The 16,581-nt window shown below is 63.3% G+C and carries 13 protein-coding genes and 1 pseudogene; 4 read left to right on the top strand and 10 right to left on the bottom strand.

Going from position 1 to position 16,581, the window contains the following annotated elements; genetic code table 11:
- Positions 1 to 151 precede the first annotated feature (151 nt).
- The 10 genes from NKJ75_RS32345 to puuE form a co-directional block, all read right to left on the bottom strand.
- A complete protein-coding gene (locus NKJ75_RS32345) occupies positions 152 to 991 on the bottom strand; it encodes an alkaline phosphatase family protein (protein ID WP_023746353.1) in 840 nt (279 codons plus the stop codon).
- Positions 992 to 1,055: 64 nt separating this feature from the next.
- Positions 1,056 to 2,711 (bottom strand): ABC transporter ATP-binding protein, encoded by a 1,656-nt coding sequence (locus NKJ75_RS32340; RefSeq protein ID WP_023683485.1) that lies wholly within the window; start codon positions 2,709 to 2,711, stop codon positions 1,056 to 1,058.
- Positions 2,711 to 3,535, bottom strand: coding sequence for an ABC transporter permease (locus tag NKJ75_RS32335; RefSeq protein WP_023746352.1), 825 nt, complete (start codon positions 3,533 to 3,535; stop codon positions 2,711 to 2,713). Before NKJ75_RS32335 ends, NKJ75_RS32340 begins: the two co-directional genes overlap by 1 nt.
- A gap of 9 nt (positions 3,536 to 3,544) precedes the next feature.
- Complete coding sequence (locus tag NKJ75_RS32330; protein WP_023671388.1) at positions 3,545 to 4,504, bottom strand: ABC transporter permease; 960 nt, start codon at positions 4,502 to 4,504, stop codon at positions 3,545 to 3,547.
- A gap of 16 nt (positions 4,505 to 4,520) precedes the next feature.
- The gene (locus NKJ75_RS32325; protein WP_023671387.1) at positions 4,521 to 6,107 is read right to left on the bottom strand and encodes an ABC transporter substrate-binding protein; all 1,587 of its coding nucleotides are present in this window, start codon (positions 6,105 to 6,107) and stop codon (positions 4,521 to 4,523) included.
- 154 nt (positions 6,108 to 6,261) lie between these two features.
- A complete protein-coding gene (locus NKJ75_RS32320) occupies positions 6,262 to 8,247 on the bottom strand; it encodes a CocE/NonD family hydrolase (RefSeq protein WP_023834816.1) in 1,986 nt (661 codons plus the stop codon).
- Positions 8,248 to 8,344: 97 nt separating this feature from the next.
- Positions 8,345 to 8,938, bottom strand: coding sequence for a nucleoside deaminase (locus tag NKJ75_RS32315; RefSeq protein ID WP_023834815.1), 594 nt, complete (start codon positions 8,936 to 8,938; stop codon positions 8,345 to 8,347).
- Between the two features lie 3 nt (positions 8,939 to 8,941).
- The gene (locus tag NKJ75_RS32310) at positions 8,942 to 9,442 is read right to left on the bottom strand and encodes an ureidoglycolate lyase (protein ID WP_023834814.1); all 501 of its coding nucleotides are present in this window, start codon (positions 9,440 to 9,442) and stop codon (positions 8,942 to 8,944) included.
- The gene (locus NKJ75_RS32305) at positions 9,439 to 10,296 is read right to left on the bottom strand and encodes a bifunctional allantoicase/(S)-ureidoglycine aminohydrolase (RefSeq protein ID WP_373420145.1); all 858 of its coding nucleotides are present in this window, start codon (positions 10,294 to 10,296) and stop codon (positions 9,439 to 9,441) included. The genes NKJ75_RS32310 and NKJ75_RS32305 overlap by 4 nt, the downstream gene beginning before the upstream one ends.
- Before the next feature lie 32 nt (positions 10,297 to 10,328).
- Positions 10,329 to 11,747, bottom strand: a complete 1,419-nt coding sequence (gene puuE / locus NKJ75_RS32300; protein ID WP_352500722.1) for an allantoinase PuuE — start codon at positions 11,745 to 11,747, stop codon at positions 10,329 to 10,331.
- Between the two features lie 184 nt (positions 11,748 to 11,931).
- Between puuE and uraH the strand changes: the two genes are divergently transcribed.
- The 4 genes and pseudogenes from uraH to NKJ75_RS32280 all read left to right on the top strand — a co-directional run.
- On the top strand, positions 11,932 to 12,306 hold the full coding sequence (uraH, locus tag NKJ75_RS32295; RefSeq protein ID WP_352500721.1) for a hydroxyisourate hydrolase: 375 nt from the start codon (positions 11,932 to 11,934) through the stop codon (positions 12,304 to 12,306).
- A gap of 3 nt (positions 12,307 to 12,309) precedes the next feature.
- A complete protein-coding gene (xdhA, locus tag NKJ75_RS32290) occupies positions 12,310 to 13,791 on the top strand; it encodes a xanthine dehydrogenase small subunit (protein ID WP_352500720.1) in 1,482 nt (493 codons plus the stop codon).
- Entirely contained in the window at positions 13,791 to 16,157 is a 2,367-nt protein-coding gene (xdhB, locus tag NKJ75_RS32285; RefSeq protein ID WP_023834811.1) for a xanthine dehydrogenase molybdopterin binding subunit, read from the top strand. The genes xdhA and xdhB overlap by 1 nt, the downstream gene beginning before the upstream one ends.
- A gap of 74 nt (positions 16,158 to 16,231) precedes the next feature.
- Positions 16,232 to 16,438, top strand: a pseudogene (locus NKJ75_RS32280) (XdhC family protein); the annotation flags it as partial.
- Positions 16,439 to 16,581: the final 143 nt, after the last annotated feature.

The following is a 16,581-nucleotide window of genomic DNA, read 5'->3' as shown; positions in this document are numbered from 1 at the left end:
ACCATCGCCGGTCCTCCGGCGGACAAGAAAACTGTCACCCATGCTATCGGTCCATTCTGTTACCTATCTATCCGGTTCGGACACCCTTACCCTCTCCCCGTATAGTGACGGGGAGAGGGGGTAGCGAACGGCGGCTCAGCGACGACCTCCGTCACCCCAAAAACGGCTTAGCCTTCATGGTCTCCGGCACCGGCACACCCAGCCGCTTCAGCACCGTCGGCGCCAGTTGCAGCTGATCAAGCAGCGTGTCCGGATCCGGCCCTTTGCCGGCTCCGAAATAATACAGCGCGAAATCCTGCATTTCATCGTCACGGCCGCCATGGTGGCCGCGGTCTGTCTGGCCGTGGTCGGCGGTTACGATCACCTCGTAACCGGCTTGCCGCCAGCCCGGCAGGAAGGCTGCCAGCATGCCGTCCATCGCATAGCAGGCATGGTCCATTTCGTGGCAGTCATGGCCGAAGCGATGGCCCATCGAATCCAGCGTGCAGGTGTGCAGGATCCCGTAGTCGATGGCGTGGCGCCGGGTCAGCTGGGTCAGTGTCGCAAACAGGTCGACATCGCTCGGCGTCATCTGGTTACGGGCATTATAGCCGGTCATGGTGTGGAAGCGACCATGCGTGATGGGTCCGTTGGGCTCGTCGAACTCCATGTCCTCGATCAGGTCGAACGGATAGGAGCGGAAGAATTCGGACCAGTAGGAGTGCGTCACCGCGCCGGTCTTGCCGCCGGCCTTGCTGACTTCGGAGAAAATATCCGGCTTGTTGACGAGAAACCGGTTTTCGTTGGACAGGATGCCGTGCTCCTGAGGCGAAACCCCGGTGTGAATCGAAGCATAGCAGCAGGCCGAAGTAGACGGCAGCACCGAGCGCATCTTCCACACCTGCGCCTCGCCCGATTGCACCCAGCCTTCGAGATTGCCCATCAGCCGGCGCCAGTTCCGGTAGGGCACGCCATCGAGAATGATGAGCAGCAGTTTGGTCTTGAGCGCCATGGGCGGCTCCGGAAAGCTTTTGCCGTTGAAAGAAGTTTTCGCGACAAAGGCCGCGAATTCCCTACTAATTCCCCGCGCTCGCCATGCGCCGTCCCTTGATCGCCTTTTCCAGCCAGCCGATCTCCATCTCGGGAACGGACGACAGCAGCAGGTCGGTATAGGCGTCGAAGGGCGGCGTCAGCACCTTGCTCTTGGCGCCGTAGCGCACCACCTCGCCGCGGTACATCACCGCGATCGAATCGGCGATCGACTTCACCGTCGCCAGATCGTGGGTGATGAAGAGGTAGGCGACCTTCTCGTGCTGCTGCAGGTTGAGCAGCAGCTTGAGAATGCCGTTGGCCACCAGCGGGTCGAGCGCCGATGTCACCTCGTCGCAGATGATCAGCTTGGGCTTGGCGGCGAGCGAGCGGGCGATACAGACGCGCTGTTTCTGGCCTCCGGAGAGTTCGGCCGGATAACGATCGAGAAAGCCCTTGCCCATCTCGATCTCGTCGAGCAGTTCGGCGACGCGCTTGTCGCGCTCGCGGCCGCGTATGCCGAAGTAGAATTCCAGCGGCCGGCCGATGATGGTGCCGACGGTCTGGCGCGGGTTCATCGCCACGTCGGCCATCTGATAGATCATCTGCAACTGGCGCAGATCCTCCTTCGGCCGGTCGGCAAGCCGGTTGGCGAGCGGCCTGCCATCGAAGGTGACGGTGCCTTCCCCGGGCGGCAACAGCCCGGTGATAGCGCGCGCCAGCGTCGACTTGCCAGAGCCGGATTCACCGACGACCGCCAGCGTCTGTCCCGGATAGATGTCGACCGAGACGTTCTTCAGCACCTTGACGTGGCTGCCGCCGTAAGCGGCGGTGACGTTCTTGACCGACAGGAACGGCGCGGCGCCGGGCTTCTGCTCGGCATGCTCGATCTCATGCACCGAGACCAGCGCATTGGTGTATTCCTGGCGCGGCTCCTTGATGATCTGGCGAGTGCCGCCCCATTCGACCAGCCTGCCATGGCGCAGCACCATGATCTCGTCCGAGACCTGGGCGACGACGGCAAGATCGTGGGTAATGTAGAGCGCAGCGACATGGGTGTCGCGGATGGCGTCCTTGATCGCCGCCAGCACGTCGATCTGCGTCGTCACGTCGAGCGCCGTGGTCGGCTCGTCGAAGACGATCAGGTCAGGTTCCGAACACAGCGCCATAGCCGTCATCACGCGCTGCAACTGGCCGCCTGAGACCTGGTGCGGGAAGCGTTCGCCGATGATTTCGGGGTTCGGCAGGCTGAGCTTCTTGAACAACGCCACGGCACGTTTCTCGGCCTCGGCGCGTGTCGCCGTGCCGTGCAGCAGCGTTGCTTCCACCACCTGGTCCATCAGCTTGTGCGCCGGGTTGAAGGCGGCGGCCGCCGACTGCGCGACATAGCAGACCTCGCGGCCGCGCAATTTGCGGAAACCTTCCTTGCCGCCCTTGAGAATATCGCGGCCGTTGAGCAGCACCTCTCCGCCGGTGATGCGCACGCCGCCACGGCCATAGCCCATCGACGACAGGCCGATGGTCGACTTGCCGGCGCCGGACTCGCCGATCAGGCCGAGCACCTTGCCCTTTTCCAGCGTCAGCGAGACATCGTGGACCAAAACGATGTTCTTCGGCGCCTCGCCGGGCGGAAACACTGTCGCTTCGATGCGCAGATTGCGGATATCGAGCAGCAGGCCGGGCTTTGCTTTTGTGTCAGCCATCACCCGCGTCCTCCCTTCAGGCTTGTCGTGCGGTTGAGCACCCAGTCGGCGACCAGATTGACCGAAATCGCCAGTGCCGCGATCGCCGCGGCGGGAATGAGTGCCGCCCCGATACCGAAGACGATGCCGTCCTTGTTCTCCTTGACCATGCCGCCCCAATCGGCATCCGGCGGTTGCACGCCAAGCCCGAGAAAGGACAGCGTCGACAAGAACAGCACCGCGTAGATGAAGCGCAGGCCAAGTTCCGAGACCAGCGGCGAAAGCGCGTTGGGCAGGATCTCGCGGAAGATGATCCAGCCGCTGCCTTCGCCCCGCAGCTTGGCGGCCTCGACATAATCCATGACGTTGATGTCGACGGCCACCGCGCGCGACAGCCGGTAGACGCGGGTCGAGTCGAGGACGCCCATCACCAGGATCAGCGTCACCAGGTTGGTCGGCAGCACCGAAAGCACGACGAGCGCCATGATCAAGGTCGGGATCGACATCAGCAGATCGACAAGGCGCGACAGCAGCGTGTCGAACCAGCCGCCGAACACCGCCGCCGAAAAGCCGAGGATGGCGCCGAGCGAGAATGACAGCGCGGTGGCCAGCACCGCAATGAACAGCGTGATGCGAGCGCCGTAGATCATGCGCGACAGAAGATCGCGACCGAGATTGTCGGTGCCCAGCAAATGTGCCGCCGTCATCGGTTCCCAGACATCGCCGACGATTTCGGCATTGCCGTACGGTGCGATCAACGGGGCGAAAACTGCCGCCAGCACGAACACAGCCGTCAGCACGATGCCGATCAGCGCGGGGATGGGGATGCGTTTGATGTCGAGCATGCCCGCCGCCTATTTCGGATGTCTGAGGCGCGGATTGGCGACAATCGCCCCGATGTCCGCAATGATGTTGAGGCTGATATAGACGGCGGCGAAGACCAGGCCGACCGCCTGCACCACCGGCACGTCGCGCTTGGTGACGTGGTCGACCAGATATTGTCCCATGCCGGGATAGACGAAGATCACCTCGACCACGACGACGCCGACGATGAGGTAGGCGAGGTTGAGCATGACCACGTTGATGATCGGCGCTATGGCATTGGGGAAAGCATGCTTGCGGATGACGTTGAAGGCCGACAGGCCTTTCAGTTCCGCCGTCTCGACATAGGCCGACTGCATGACGTTGAGGATGGCCGCGCGGGTCATGCGCATCATATGCGCCAGCACAACCAGCGTCAGCGCGGTGGCCGGCAGCGCGATCGCCTGCATGCGCTCACCGAACGGCATGCCGTCATAGACCGTGGAAATGGCCGGGAACCATTGATACTTCACGGCAAAGAAATAGACGAGCACATAGCCGATGAAGAATTCCGGGAAAGATGTCGAGGCGAGCGCCAGGCCGGAGATCAGCTTGTCGACCCAGCCATTGCGGTAACGCACGGCGATCAGGCCGAGGATGATGGCCAGCGGCACGGCCACGATCGCAGCCCAGAAGGCGAGGAACAGCGTGTTCCACAGCCGCCCCTTGATCGACGTGGCAATATCCTGGCCGCTCGACATCGCCGTGCCAAGATCGCCGGTGAGCACACCGCCTAGCCAATGGAAATACCTGATGTAAGCCGGCTGATTCAGGCCGAGCTGCTCGCGCAGATTGGCGAGCGATTCCGGCGTCGCCGACTGTCCGAGAATGGCTTGCGCGACGTCGCCGGGCAGGATCTGGGTGCCGGCGAAGATCAGGACCGAAACGGCCAGCAAGAGGACGATGCCCAGCGCAACGCGCTGGGCCACAAGTTTCACGACGGGTGAGGACATATCCGCAAAGCCGGGCTCAGGCTTCGAGCCAGCACTTCGCCAGCGCGTAGCCGTTCATCAGCTCCTGATGCGGATCGTCTACCCAGCCGCCGACCTTGGCGCCTGTCGCATCGATGAACTGATTGAACATCGGCAGGATCAGGCCGCCCTCGTCGCGCACCAGCACGGCCATGTCGTGGTACATCTGCTTGCGCTTGGTCTCGTCGAGTTCGGCGCGTGCGGCCAGCACCAGCTTGTCGAAGTCCGGACGCTTGAAACGGGTGTCGTTCCAGTCGGCGGTCGACAGATAGGCGGTCGAGTACATCTGGTCCTGGGTCGAGCGGCCGCCCCAATAGGAGGCGCAGAAGGGCTGCTTGTTCCAGACCTCGTTCCAGTAGCCGTCGCCGGGCTCGCGCTTGAGCTCGATCTTGATGCCGGCCTTGGCCGCGCTCTGCTGGAAGAGCTGCGAGGCGTCGACCGCGCCCGGGAAGGCGACGTCGGAGGTGCGCAGCAGCACGGTGCCGTCATGGCCCGACTTCTTGTAGTGGAACTTGGCCTTGTCGGGATCATATTTGCGCTGCTCGATCTCGGAAAACAGCGGATAGGACGAATTGATCGGGAAGTCGTTGCCGAGCGAGCCGTAGCCGCGCAGCACCTTGTTCAGCATCTCTTCGCGGTCGATCGCGAGCTTCAGCGCCATGCGCAGGTCGCTGTTGTCGAAGGGCGCGGTGTTGCAATGCATGATGAAGACGTAGTGGCCGGGGCCGGCATGGTTGCGGATGGTGACGCCCGGTACGCGCTTGATGAGGTCGACGATCTTCGGCTCGACGCGGTTGATCATGTTGACCTGACCGCCCTGCAGGGCCGCCGTGCGCGCGGTCGCGTCGTTGATAACGATGATCTCGATCTGGTCGGCATGGCCCATCTTGTCGGCCTGCCAGTAATTTGCGAAGCGCTCGCCGCCATGGCGCACGCCGGGCTCGTTGGTGGTGACCTTGTAGGGTCCTGCCGAGATGCCGGCATCCGCCTTGTCCTTGCCGCCGTTGGGCTGGACGATGAGGTGGTAGTCGCTGAGGAGATAGGGAAGGTCGGCGTTGGCCTCCTTCAGCGTCAGGACGACTTCCTTGCCACTGGCCTTGATGCTGTCGATGCCTTTCATGTAGCCCAGCGCGCCGGACTTCGATTTTTCATCGGAATGGCGCTCGAGGGTTGCCGCCACATCCTCAGCGGTCACCGTCTTGCCGTTGTGGAATTCGACGCCGTCGCGGATTTTCAGCGTCCACACCTTGGCGTCGTCCGACGAGCCGATCTCTTCGGCGATGCGGTTCTCGAGTTTGCCTTCCGGGGACAGCTCGACGATCAGCTCGCCCCACATCTTGCCAAAGGCGAACGGCACTTGCGTCATGAACAAAGCCGGGTCCAGGCTGTTCGTGGATTCGCCGCCTACGAGGCCGGCCTTCAGCGTGCCGCCCTTGACCGGGCCTTCCGCGCGAGCCGCACTGGAAAGCAGCATATTGGCGAAGGGCGCTGTGACGCCCAGTGCTGCGGCGCGGCCGAGGAAATCACGACGGCTCAGCTTGCCGGACGCAACGCGCCGGCTCAGATATTCGAGTTCGTTGGACATTTGAGTTCCTCACTCTGTTGGTTCGACCTTATGGTCGTTTTTTGCTTGTTGTTACCAAAGGGATATTGACCGGAAGGCAAAGCGGTAAGCAAGACGGAATGCGACATGCCGTGGCGTAAATCGTGCGTCGCAACTGGACCAGTCGCGTGGACGCTCAGAGCAGGTCGCGCGGGATCGTCTCTTCGAAATCGCGTTCGAAAACCAGCGTTTCGCCCTCATAGGCTTCGATTCTGGCGCTGACGACGAAGTTTTGCGCGTCGCTGCGCATTTCAGCCGATGTCTCGGTGCGCACCGACCATCCGTTTCGCGACAAGGTCTGCGTCCAGTGCGTCCGGCCCGAGGCAGACAGCGGGTCGTAGGGATGGATCGTCCAGCTCTCGCGGGCAATGCTGCCATTGGCCAGTCCATGCGCGAGATCGCGCACTTCGCCGAAATCATCCGTGATCGAGAGCGTGACGACACCGGTCTTCTCATCGCGATCGACGTGACGCTCGGAATTCGCTGCACGAACTGTCGCGGTTGCCCAGGGTGTTGCGCCTTCGGGAGACTGGAATGAAGTCTCGTCGCTTTTTGCGAGCGGGCGCAGCGGCAGTCTCAGCGTCGCCGCTGAAAGGTCGAGCCGCACCGGCTCCGGCGACGGCCAGATCATCGGCCAGTAAGCGTTGGAAACAGCGATGCGTAGGCGGTGTCCGGCCGGCACGCGGTAGGCGCACTGGTCGAGAATAACGCGCGCCGAAACCGTTTCGCCCGGCACCAGCGCTTGCGGCTGTTCGTGCGAAGCACGATGCGTCAGGTTGAGCACGCCGTAGGAGATCAGTTCCGAGGCGCCGTCGGGGTGCACGTCGCACAGCCGCACCGCGATGTTCGCCTGCGGGCGATCGGACGACACCCGGATGAGAAGCTCCGGCGCGCCGACGATGTCGAGTGCCTCGGCAAGCACAGGCTGATCGAAGCAGACGGACAGCGCATCGTCCGGGCGCTGGTCGCCGGGCAGTTCCGGGCCAAAGGTGAAGGGAAAATATTCGCCGCCGGCGAGCCCGCAGCTTTGCGGGGTCGCCACGATCGCCGGCCTGACGCCGTCAGCAATGATTTCGATCGCCCCGACCTTGATGTTGGGAGACGGCCATTCCTGTTCGGCCACCCAACGGCCCGGCCGCTCCGGGTGCCAGCGCGCCGGCCGCACACTGTCCATGACATAGGCGCGGTAGTCCGGGTCGGCCTCGACGCCGGTGTCGACGCCCTTCAACCAGTTGTCCCACCAGCGCAACGCCTCCTGCAGGAAGCCGATGGCGGGTTTGGGTTCGGCATAATGCGGGTATTTGTGGATCCATGGCCCGACAATGCCCTTCACCGGCGCCTGGATGTTGGTGACCAGATGCGAGATCGTGTTGCGGTAGCCGTCATGCCAGCCGCCGATCGACAGCACGGCGGCTTTGACGGCGGAGAAATCCTCGCAAATCGAACCGCGTTTCCAATAGGCGTCGCGATGCTGATGGCTGAGCCAGAGCGGCAGAAGGAAAGACTGGTTCTCCAGCCGCGTCAGCCAGAGGTCGCGCCAGCGATTGTCGCCCGCAATCAGCGGATCCGGCGGTCGCGACGAATAGGACAACATGGCCGAGGCCCAGCCGAAATTTTCCGTCAAAAGGCAGCCGCCCTTGTAGTGGATGTCGTCGGCGTAGCGGTCGACGGTCGAGCACAGGCTGATCACCGCCTTCAGCGCTGGCGGCTGCTTGGCCGCTACCTGCAGGCAGTTGAAGCCGCCCCAGGAAATGCCCATCATGCCGACGCTGCCATTGCACCAGGGCTGTGCTGCCGCCCAGGCAATCACATCACAGGCGTCCTGCAATTCCTGTTCGGAATATTCGTCGTCCATCAGCCCTTCGGAATCGCCATTGCCGCGCATGTCGACGCGGATCGAGGCGTAGCCGTGGCCGGCGAAATAGGGATGCGTCAGCTGATCGCGAAAGATGGTGCCGTCGCGCTTGCGGTAGGGCAGGTGCTCGAGGATCGCCGGCACCGGATCGCTGCTGGCGTCCTCCGGCATCCAAACCCGCGCCGACAGCCGGCAACCATCCGGCATGACGATGCCCATATCGGGGAATTCGACGACCTTGCGGGGAAATTCGGTGATGGTTTTCATGCGGGGCTCATAACGCCCCGCTATGCCAAGACTTTCAATCGCCATTCGCGACTGGAGCAGTGAAAAATGCGACCTGGCCGCAGCCTGCTTCACGACCTCAGTTCAGCGGAATCTCGTTTTCGGCCTTGCTGTCCTGATAGACGCCGGAAATCGCGTCGTAGCGGGCGGAAATATTGCCGATCCTTGCCTCCAGCCGGTCGCGCTCGGCCTCGGGCAACGCCCGCACCAGCCTGCGAATGGAAAAACTCTTCCAATAAGCGTTTTCGGCATTGTAGCCGCCGGGATCGAGAGTGAAGACCTCTTTCAGGATTTTCAGATCGTGCGGGATCGCAAAGCTGTCGCGTGAATCCTCGTGGCTGAAGAGGTAGTAGAAATTGTCGAAGCCGGTCCAGGTGATCGCCGACAGGCAGAGCGAGCAGGGCTCATGCGTGGCGATGAAGATGGCGTCCTTGGTGTCGACGCGCTCGGCTTTCGGCATTTCATAGAAACGCTTCAGGCAGTGCACCTCGCCATGCCAGAGCGGATTTTCCATCTCGTTGTTGGTTTCGGCCAGCACCAGCGAGCGGTCGCCCTTCCGCAGGATGGCGGCGCCGAACAGCTTGTTCCCATGGGCCACGCCCTCTGCCGTTTTCGGCACGATGTCGTGCTCGATGACATCGAGCAGGCGGTCGATCAGCGATATGTCGGTCATTTCTCAGGTCTCGTTGGGGAGATGGACTTCGTAGGGGGGCGAGAAATGGAACTCTTCGAGGTTGGAGCCGTCACCTCCGCGGTCGACGATGACGAAATCCTGCGCTTCGCCGAGCGGCGTCAGCACACCGTGCCAGAGATTGCGCGGATAGTTGACGCCTTGCCCGGGTGCGGTGATGAAGGCGTGCGGCTCGCCCGGACCGTCCTTGCCGTCATGGCAGACGACGACCAGGAAAGGCCGCGGTGACAGCGGGATGAACGCCTGGCTGCCTAAGGGATGGCGCTCGACCATGGTCAGCTTCAGCGGCAGGTCGTAAGGCGTGCCGCGCGCCATCGAGATCAGCACGCGGGCATTCGGTCCCGCGGCTTCAGCGGTGGCGAGATCGTGGTAGCGCTCGGTCTTGCCGCCATTGATCGGGTAGTGATTGCCGCCGCCCATGTCGATGACATCGCCGAAGCCGGCAAAGCTTTCGCGGGTCAGCGGCCGCGCTGTGATGCGGGTCACCGCGCGCGACCGCCAATGCCCGCCCCGCCGAGCTTGGCGTGCCGGTTGACGTCCTTGTAAAGGAGATAGCGGAATTTGCCTGGGCCGCCCGCGTAGCAGGCCTGCGGGCAGAAGGCGCGCAGCCACATGAAGTCGCCGGCCTCGACCTCGACCCAGTCCTGGTTGAGGCGGTAGACCGCCTTGCCTTCCAAGACATAGAGCCCGTGCTCCATGACATGCGTCTCGGCAAATGGGATGACGGCGCCAGGCTCGAGCGTAACGATGGTGACATGCATGTCGTGGCGCATGTCGGCTGGATCGACGAAACGGGTCGTCGCCCAGCGACCCTCGGTGCCGGGCATCGGCGTCGGCGCCATTTGCTGGTCACTGCTGAACAAGACTTCCGGCGCGTCGATGCCGTCGACGGCCTCATAGGCCTTCCTGATCCAGTGGAAGCGTACGGCGTCGCGACCTTCGTTGCGCACCGTCCAGCCGCTGTCCGGCGGCAGGAAGGCAAAACCGCCGGCTTGCAGCACGTGCTTCTTGCCGGCCAGCGAAACGGTCAACTCGCCCTCAACCACGAACAGCACGCCCTCGGCGCCGGCGTCCGGCTCGGGCCGGTCGCTGCCGCCGCCGGGCAGGACCTCGACGATGTACTGCGAAAATGTCTCGGCGAAACCCGAAAGCGGCCTGGCGATGATCCAGGCCCTGGTCTCGTCCCAGAACGGCAGTGGGCTGGTGACGATGTCCTGCATCACTCCCTTCGGTATGACGGCATAGGCCTCGGTGAAGACGGCGCGGCCGGTCAAAAGCTCAGTTTGGCCGGGATGGCCGCCATGCGGTGCATAATAGGTTTTCTGGTCAGTCTTGATCATATCCATTGGGTCCTGACCCCTCAGTCATTTCATTAGAGCGGGAGCATGTCTTTCAGGCGGAGCAGCGCGATGCGCTCGACCTGTTTGCAGGCGGTATCGAGTTCTACGCCACGGCTGTTGCCGATGCGCGCCTCGAACTCGGCGAGGATCTCCTCCTTGGTCTTGCCCCGCACCGCGATGATGAAGGGAAAGCCGAAGGTGGTGACGTAAGCGGCGTTGAGCTTGGAAAACAGCTCGCGCTCCTTGTCGGTCAGCGCGTCGAGGCCGGCGGAGGCCTGCTCGCGTGTGGATTCCGCAGTGAGGCGTCTCGCTTCGGCCAGTTTGCCAGCGAGATCGGGATGGGCGTTGAGGACGCCGATCCGCTCGGTTTCGCTGGCGGCGCGGAAGACGCGGCAGAGCGCATTGTGCAGGCCGCCGGCGCTGTCATGCGCCGGCCCAAGCTCGAGTTCATAGGCACGTTCCGCGATCCAGGGCGAATGTTCGAACACGCCGCCGAAAGTGTCTACGAAGGTTTCGAACTCCATCTTCGACGGCTTGAGCGCCGCCGGCTGGTAGGGGTGGTTCTCCTGCCAGTGCCTGGCGATATCGATGCGCCGCGCCAGCCAGACCTTGTCGTGCGATCTGACATAGTCGACGAAGCACTTCAGCGCCGCCACCCGACCAGGACGTCCGACGAGGCGGCAATGCAGGCCGATATTCATCATCCGCGGCCGGCCCGCTTTGCCCTCGGCATAGAGCGTGTCGAAACTGTCCTTCAAATAGGAGAAGAACTGGTCGCCGGAATTGAATCCCTGCGGCGTGGCGAAACGCATGTCGTTGGCATCGAGCGTGTAGGGGATGACGAGTTGCGCGCCGCCGCTGTGCTCGAACCAGTAGGGCAGTTCGTCGTCATAAGTGTCCGACACATAGTCGAAGCCGCCCTCTTCGGCCACCAACCGCACCGTATTGACCGAGGTGCGGCCGGTGTACCAGCCGGTCGGCCGTTGGCCCGTCACCTCGTAGTGCAGCTTGATCGCCGCTTCGAGGTCGCGGCGCTCGTCCTCGGCGCTGTGGTCGCGGTAGTCGATCCATTTCAGGCCGTGCGAGGCCATTTCCCAGCCGGCCTCCTGCATCGCCGCCACCTGGTCGGGCGACCGGGCTAATGCTGAGGCGACCCCGTAGCAGGTCACCGGCACTTGCGCCTCGCTGAACAGGCGCAGCAGCCGCCAGAAGCCTGCCCGCGCGCCATATTCGTAGATCGATTCCATGTTCCAGTGGCGCTGGCCGACCCAGGGCGCGGCGCCGACGATTTCCGACAGGAAGGCTTCCGAGGCCTTGTCGCCGTGCAGCACGCAGTTCTCGCCGCCTTCCTCGTAGTTGACGACGAATTGGACGGCCACATGCGCACCGCCCGGCCATTTCGGATCCGGCGGATTGGCTCCGTAGCCGCGCATGTCTCTAGAGTAACGCATTGCCCCTCCCCGCCGGACGCTGCCGGAAGTTATGATCAGGATAGTCGAAAGGGTTGCTCGCGCATTCCCCCGAAATTTTTGAAAGTGTTTTTGTGCCACTCCGCTCGACCGGGACTTATGCATCGCCTTTAATTGGCGCACAATTCACTGCTTTGTTCGGCTGTATCGGAAATGGGAGGCGCCAGTGGCAGAAACGTCGAAAGCCGATGGCGGACGTCTGACGACGCATGTGCTCGACACCGCGACCGGCAAGCCGGCGGCGGGCCTGTCGATCGCGCTTTATCATCTTGAGAGCGACGCGCGGATACATTTGAAGACCGTCGTCACAAATGCCGACGGCCGCTGCGATGCGCCGCTGCTGGCAGGAGCGGAATTCCGCCTTGGAGAATACGAACTGGTGTTCGCCGCCGGTGACTATCTACGCGGCCAGGGCACCAAACTGCCGGAACCGGCCTTCCTCGACAGTGTGGCGATCCGCTTCGGCATGGCGGAATCCGTGCATTATCACGTGCCGTTGCTTATCTCTCCTTATGGCTACTCGACCTACAGGGGGAGCTGACGCATGGCCAAGATCACCATACGCAACGAGATCCGCTTCATCCTCAATGGCAGGGATGTCGCGCTGTCGTCGGTGGCGCCCGACGCGACCTTGCTCGACTGGTTGCGGCTCGACCGCTCGCTGCGCGGCACCAAGGAAGGCTGCGCCGAGGGCGATTGCGGCGCCTGCACGGTGCTGGTCGGAAAATTGTCCGCCGGCAAGCTGGTTTATGAAAGCGTCAATGCCTGCATCCGCTTCCTGGGCTCGCTCGACGGCACCCATGTCGTCACCGTCGAGCATCTGCGCGGCGCGCCTGGCCAATTGCATCCGGTGCAGCAGGCGATGGTCGATTTCCACGGTTCGCAATGCGGCTTCTGCACGCCGGGCTTCGTCATGTCGCTCTACGGCCTGTGGATGAAGTCGCCGGACCCGTCGAATGCCGCGATCGAAAAGGCCTTGCAAGGCAATCTTTGCCGCTGCACCGGCTATGAGGCAATCATGCGCGCCGCGCGTGCCATCTCCAGCTACGGCAATGCGGCGAAGGATCCGCTGGCGGCCGAGCGCAAGGCGATCACCGCCAGGCTCGAGGCTATGCATGACGGTGCCCGCGTCGAAATCGGCGCCGGCAAGCAGCGGCTGGTTGTGCCGGCTGACGTCGACGATTTCGCCGCTGTACTGGACAAGGAGCCCGGCGCCACTGTTGTCGCCGGCTCGACCGACGTCGGCCTGTGGGTCACCAAGCACATGCGCGACATCTCACCGGTAGTCTTCATCGGCAATCTCGAGGGGCTGTGCGCGATCTCCGAAGACAATGACGTCATCACCATCGGCGCCGGCGTCACCTACACCGACGCCTTCGCGACACTGGCCAAGCGCATCCCCGCGCTCGGGCCATTGTTCGACCGCATCGGCGGCGAACAGGTACGAAACATGGGCACCATCGGCGGCAACATCGCCAATGGCTCGCCGATCGGCGACACGCCGCCGCCCCTGATCGCGCTTGGTGCGCAACTGACGCTGCGCCGCGGCAAGAAGCGGCGCACCATCGCGCTCGAGGATTTCTTCATCGCCTATGGCAAGCAGGACCGGCAGCCAGGCGAATTCGTCGAGGCCGTGCACGTTCCCGTGCCGGCCAAGGGCACGAAGTTTGCCGTCTACAAGATCACCAAGCGCCGCGACGAGGACATCACCGCAGCCCTTGGCGCCTTTTTCCTCGACTTGGCCAAGGACGGAACCGTGACCGATATATGCATCGCCTATGGCGGCATGGCGGCCACCCCGAAGCGGGCTTTCGGTGTCGAAAAAGCGCTGCTCGGCAAGCCGTGGACGGAGACGACGGTGGAAGCGGCCATGGCTGAATATGCCGGCGATTTCACCCCGCTGACCGATATGCGGGCATCGGCCGAATACCGGGCGCTGGCGGCCAGGAACCTGCTGCTGCGCTTTTTTGCCGAAACCAGCGGCAGCAAGGCGCCGTTCCAGGTGTCGCGCAACGAGGCGGCCTGATGAACAAGCACGCCTCTCCAGATCTCAAGGCGCAGAAGATTTCCGGTGGCGTCGCCGCCGACCAGCGCCACGATTCCGCGCACAAGCATGTCAGCGGCAGCGCGGTCTATATCGACGATATGCCGGAACCGGCGGGCATGCTGCATGGCTGCCTCGGCCTGTCCACGGCGACGCATGCGACGATCAGCAAAATGGATCTGTCGGCGGTGCGCGCGGCGCCGGGCGTCGTCGATGTGCTGACGGCCAAGGACGTTCCGGGCGAAAATGACATCTCGCCGACCGGCCGCCACGACGAGCCGGTGCTGGCCGACGACAAGGTGCAGTTTTATGGTCAGCCGATCTTCTGCGTTATTGCCAAGACGCGCGAACAGGCGCGCCGCGCCACCCGGCTGGCCAAGGTCGAATACAGTCCATTGCCTTTCGTCACCGACATTGGCGACCTCGACCCCCGCAAGGACAAGCTGGTCACGCCGCCGCTCACGCTGAAGCGTGGCGATGCCGCTGCCGCGATCAAGGCGGCGCCGCGCCGGCTGAAGGGCAAGATGCGCATCGGCGGCCAGGAGCATTTCTATCTCGAAGGCCATATCGCCGTGGCCATCCCCGGCGAAGACCAGGACGTCACCATCTATTCCTCGACCCAGCATCCGAGCGAAGTCCAGCATATGGTCAGCCATGCGCTGGGCGTGCCGAGCAACGCCATCACAGTGGAAATCCGCCGCATGGGTGGCGGCTTCGGCGGGAAGGAGACGCAAGGCAACCAGTTTGCGGCATTGGCTGCGATCGCCGCCAAGAAACACCATCGCGCGGTCAAGATCCGGCCCGACCGTGACGACGACATGATTGCCACCGGCAAGCGCCATGACTTCCTCGTCGACTACGAAGTAGGTTTCGACGACGCCGGCAACATTCTTGGCGTCGACTTCATGTTCGCGGCGCGTTGCGGCTTTTCATCGGACCTGTCCGGCCCGGTCACCGACCGCGCGCTGTTCCATTGCGACAACACCTATTTCTGGCCGGCGGTGCATGCGCAATCGGCGCCGCTTTACACCAACACCGTGTCGAACACGGCGTTTCGCGGCTTCGGCGGCCCGCAAGGCATGGTCGGCGCCGAACGCGTCATCGACGAGGTTGCCTTTGCCGTCGGCAAGGACCCGCTCGAAATCCGCAAGCAGAATTTTTATGGCACCAGTGGTGATAAAGACGGGGGCCGCAACGTCACCCCGTATCACCAGACGGTCGAGGACAACATCATCCACCGCATCGTCGCCGAGCTGGAGGCGAGCGCCGACTATGCGGGGCGCCGCCGCATCATCCAGGCCTTCAACGCCAACAGCCGCTTCATCAAGCGCGGCCTGGCGCTGACGCCGGTCAAATTCGGCATCTCTTTCACGGCCACCCACTACAACCAGGCCGGCGCGCTGGTGCATGTCTATACCGACGGTTCGGTGCATCTGAATCACGGCGGCACCGAGATGGGGCAAGGCCTCTACGTCAAGGTGGCGCAGGTGGTGGCGGAAGAGTTCCAGATCGACCTCGACCAGGTCAAGATCACCGCGACGACCACCGGCAAGGTGCCCAACACTTCGGCCACCGCGGCGTCGTCCGGCACCGACCTCAACGGCATGGCGGCGCAGAACGGCGCCCGCCAGATCAAGGAACGGCTGACCGACTTCGCCGCCGAAAAATACCAGGTGCCGCGCGAGCAGGTGCTTTTCCTGCCCAACCGGGTGCGCATCGGCAACCAGGAGATCGCCTTCACCGACCTTGTCAAGCAGGCCTATATGGCCCGCATCCAACTGTCGGCGGCGGGTTTTTACAAGACGCCGAAAATCCACTGGAACCGTGACAAGGGCGAGGGCCATCCGTTCTATTATTTCGCCTATGGCGCCTCGTGCTCGGAAGTCTCGGTCGACACGCTGACCGGCGAATATGTCGTCGAGCGCACCGACATATTGCATGAAACCGGCCGCTCGCTGAACCGCGCCATCGATCTCGGCCAGATCGAGGGCGGCTTCATCCAGGGCATGGGCTGGCTGACGACGGAGGAGCTGTGGTGGGACGACAAGGGCCGGCTGCGCACGCATGCGCCGTCGACCTACAAGATCCCGCTCGCGTCCGACCGGCCGAAGATATTCAACGTCACGCTGGCCGACTGGCCGGAGGCCAACGAGCCGACGGTGCACCGTTCCAAGGCGGTCGGCGAACCGCCCTTCCCGCTCGGCATGTCTGTGCTGCATGCGCTGTCGGACGCGGTGGCAAGTGTGGCCGATCATAAGGTCTGTCCGCGTCTCGACGCTCCTGCAACACCAGAACGGGTGCTGATGGCGATCGAACGGTTGAAGGGTGAAGCCGAGAATAGCGCCTGACTCTGACCTGGATTCTGGCAAAACGTGCAATTCAGACTGAAAAACTCTATATTTCCCGTACGGGAATGCGAAATATGAACTCGAAAGTGCAAAGCCTCAGAGCTTTTCTCGCCAGCGCCGGCCGGCTTGCTCTGGTCGAAGTGGCCGGCACCAAAGGCTCGACTCCGCGCGAGAAGGGCGCCTTCATGCTCGTATCGCAGGCGGCGATTTTTGGCACGATCGGCGGCGGTCAGCTCGAGTACATGGCGATCGACAAGGCGAGGCAGATGGTGGGGTCTTCACCCTCCCCCTTGTGGGGAGGGTCGGCCGGCGAAGCCGGCCGGGGGGGGGGGGGGGGCGGGGCTGGCCACCCCCCCCCCCCCCCCGTGTGGGGCCGCGCGGGGGGGGGGGGGGATTAAAAAAAGGACGGGGCGCCCCGGCGGCA

Origin of the sequence: Mesorhizobium sp. M0058, assembly GCF_040323095.1 — a bacterium.
Taxonomy (GTDB): Bacteria; Pseudomonadota; Alphaproteobacteria; order Rhizobiales; family Rhizobiaceae; genus Mesorhizobium.
Note: the sequence above shows the minus strand (reverse complement) of the source record. Positions and strands in the feature narration are given on the sequence as shown.